Source organism: uncultured Campylobacter sp. (assembly GCF_937949835.1).
Taxonomy (GTDB): Bacteria; Campylobacterota; Campylobacteria; order Campylobacterales; family Campylobacteraceae; genus Campylobacter_B.
Genome location: NZ_CALEDC010000290.1, coordinates 1 through 2772, shown reverse-complemented (window position 1 = coordinate 2772; position 2772 = coordinate 1). Strand labels below are relative to the sequence as shown.

Sequence of the window (2772 nt, the reverse complement as noted above, 5' to 3'; positions counted from 1 at the left end):
CGTGCTATCCAGCTCGCACGCCGTCGCAAAGGGGGTGCTGACGCACTCAAATCAACTCCACATCGCTTATGTACATACGCCGATCCGCTACGCGTGGGATCTATATCATCAGTACTTGCGCGAAAGTGGGCTGGATCGTGGTTTAAAGGGTGCGTTGGCGAAGTATTTTTTGCATAAAATTAGGCTTTGGGACGCGAGCACCGCAAACCGCGTGGATCACTACGTCGCTAACAGCCGCTACATCGCGCGCCGTATCAAAAAAACATACGGCAAGCCTAGCGACGTCATCTATCCGCCCGTGGATGTGGATAAATTTACGCTGCGCGAAGCCAAAGAAGAGTTTTACCTCACCGCCTCGCGCATGGTGCCGTACAAAAAGATCGATCTTATCGTCGAGGCGTTTTCGCAGACGGATAAAAAGCTGCTCGTTATCGGCGACGGGCCCGATATGGCAAAAATCAAATCAAAAGCGGGCAAAAATGTCGAGCTTTTGGGCTTCGCAGACGATGAGACGATGGCGGATCTTATGGGGCGAGCCAAGGCATTCGTTTTTGCCGCTGAGGAGGACTTCGGCATTACGCCCGTAGAGGCGCAAGCATGCGGCACGCCGGTGATCTGCTTTGGGCGCGGCGGCGCTCGCGAGACGGTGCTTGATGGCGAGAGCGGGCTGTATTTTATGGAGCAAAACGCAAAGGAGCTGCTCGCCGCCGTAGCTAAATTTGAGCAAAATTATGATAAATTTGAGCCTGCAAAAATCAGAGAAAATTCTTTAAAATTTTCGCGCGCGCGCTTTGAAGCCGAGATCAAAAGCTACGTCGAGAAAAAATATGAGGAATTTAAGGACGGCCTAAATGACTAATATAATCCTAAGCGGCGGCAGCGGCACGAGGCTGTGGCCCATCAGCCGTACGCTTATGCCAAAGCAGTTCGTGCGCCTCTTTGACGATCGCTCGCTTTTTATGATGAGCTACGAGCGAAACTCCCCGCTATGCGAGCACACGCTCGTCGTCTCAAATGAGCAGCAGTATTTTTTGGCGCTCGATCAGCTTGAGGTTTTAGGCGCGCGCGGCGTGAAATTTCTACTCGAGCCCGTCGGCAGAAACACGGCTCCTGCGATCGCGCTTGCGTGTTTGAGCCTAAAGGCCGAGGAGATCGTTTTCGTAACGCCGAGCGACCATCTAATTAGAGATGAGGCGGCGTATAAAAACAGCGTCTTGCGCGCGCACGAGCTTGCGAAGCGGGGGTTTTTGGTGACGTTTGGTATTAGGCCCGCGGATGCAAATACGGGCTACGGCTATATCGAAGCAAGCGGCGAGGACGTGTTAAAATTTCACGAAAAGCCTGAGCTTGCGGCGGCGCAAAGCTACATAGCGGCGGGGAATTTTTACTGGAACAGCGGCATGTTTATGTTTAAAGCTGGCGTATTTTTGAGCGAACTAAAGGCGCAAAGTCCTGAAATTTACGAAGCCTGCGTTCGTGCGTACGAAAATTCTAATGCGGAAAATCCGATTAGAATTAAGCTAGGCGATATGCAAGAGATCCCCGCAGATAGCATCGATTATGCAGTTATGGAGCGCACGAGCCTTGCTAAGATCGTGCCCGCAGACATAGGCTGGAGCGATCTGGGAAGCTTCGATAGCTTAGACGCCGAGCTGTCCAAAGACGCGAACGGCAACACCGCTAGCGAGCAAAATATCGCTCTAAATTCTAAAAACAATCTCATCATCGGCTCGGGCCGCACGATCGCCGCCATAGACGTCGAGGATCTCGCTATCGTCGATACCAAAGACGCCCTGCTTATATGCAAAAAAGGCTCTACCCAAAAGGTAAAGCAGGTGGTGGAGCAGCTAAAGGATAGCGATCTGGCGCGCGTGCACGTAACGACGCATCGTCCGTGGGGCAGCTACACGGTGCTCGAAGATGAGCGCGGCTACAAGATCAAGCGCATCGTCGTTAAGCCCGGCAAGCGACTATCACTGCAGAAGCACTACCATCGCAACGAGCACTGGATCGTCGTTAGCGGCACTGCGACCGTGACTGTGGGCGAGCGAAATTTCTTGTTGCGTGAGAACGAATCGACATTCATTAGAATGGGCGAGGCTCACCGCCTCGCAAACGAAGGCAAAATCCCCGTCGTGCTAATCGAAGCTCAAGTCGGTAGCTACACCGGCGAGGACGATATAGTGCGCCTGCAAGATGATTTTAATAGGAGCTAGGATGAAAAAGCAACTCTGCGTTTTGATAATCTTGGCGGTCGATATTTTCGGCATCTGGCTTTGCTTCGGGCTTGCCGTGGTGCTTAAAAATTTGCTCTACGGCGATAACGTGCTGCTGGACGTTGGCAGGTATCAGGGCTTTGCGCCGTCCTACGTCATAATGATATTTCTGTTTTTCTATCAGGGGATATATTCGAGGCGGTATGATTTTTGGCACGAGAGTAGAATTTTAGTAAGAAGCTGCTTTTTTGGGCTTTTACTCAGCCTTGCGTTGCTTGCTTTAATCAAAGTCAATTACGAATTTTCGCGCGCCAGCTTTATTCTGAGCTTTGCCTTTATGGCGGTGGTTTTGCCCCTTTGTAAGCTCATAACGAAAAGGAAGCTTTTTAAATTTGGATTATGGCAGAAGAGGGCGAAAATTTTAGGCGAGGGCGAGGAATTTGAGAGCGCCGTCTTAGAAAGCGCGTATTTAGGATATGTTAGAGCTCTTGGCGGCGATTACGACGTGCTGTTTATCGGCGGAAGCAGGCTTGGTGCGGAGGCTTTGAACGAGCTT

The 2772-nt window shown here is 51.3% G+C and carries 2 protein-coding genes and 1 pseudogene; all 3 read left to right on the top strand.

Annotated elements, in window-relative coordinates; genetic code table 11:
* A partial coding sequence (locus Q0256_RS06530; RefSeq protein WP_297961372.1) for a glycosyltransferase occupies positions 1-859 on the top strand: 859 nt, incomplete at its 5' end.
* Entirely contained in the window at positions 852-2216 is a 1365-nt protein-coding gene (locus Q0256_RS06525; RefSeq protein WP_297961369.1) for a mannose-1-phosphate guanylyltransferase/mannose-6-phosphate isomerase, read from the top strand. The genes Q0256_RS06530 and Q0256_RS06525, both read left to right, overlap by 8 nt.
* A 1-nt stretch (position 2217) precedes the next feature.
* A pseudogene (locus Q0256_RS06520) lies at positions 2218-2772 on the top strand (UDP-phosphate galactose phosphotransferase); the annotation flags it as partial.

Coding starts and splice junctions, on each gene's coding strand:
- Q0256_RS06525 (WP_297961369.1), top strand. CDS start 852: ATGACTAATATAATCCTAAGCGGCGGCAGCGGCACGAGGCTGTGGCCC.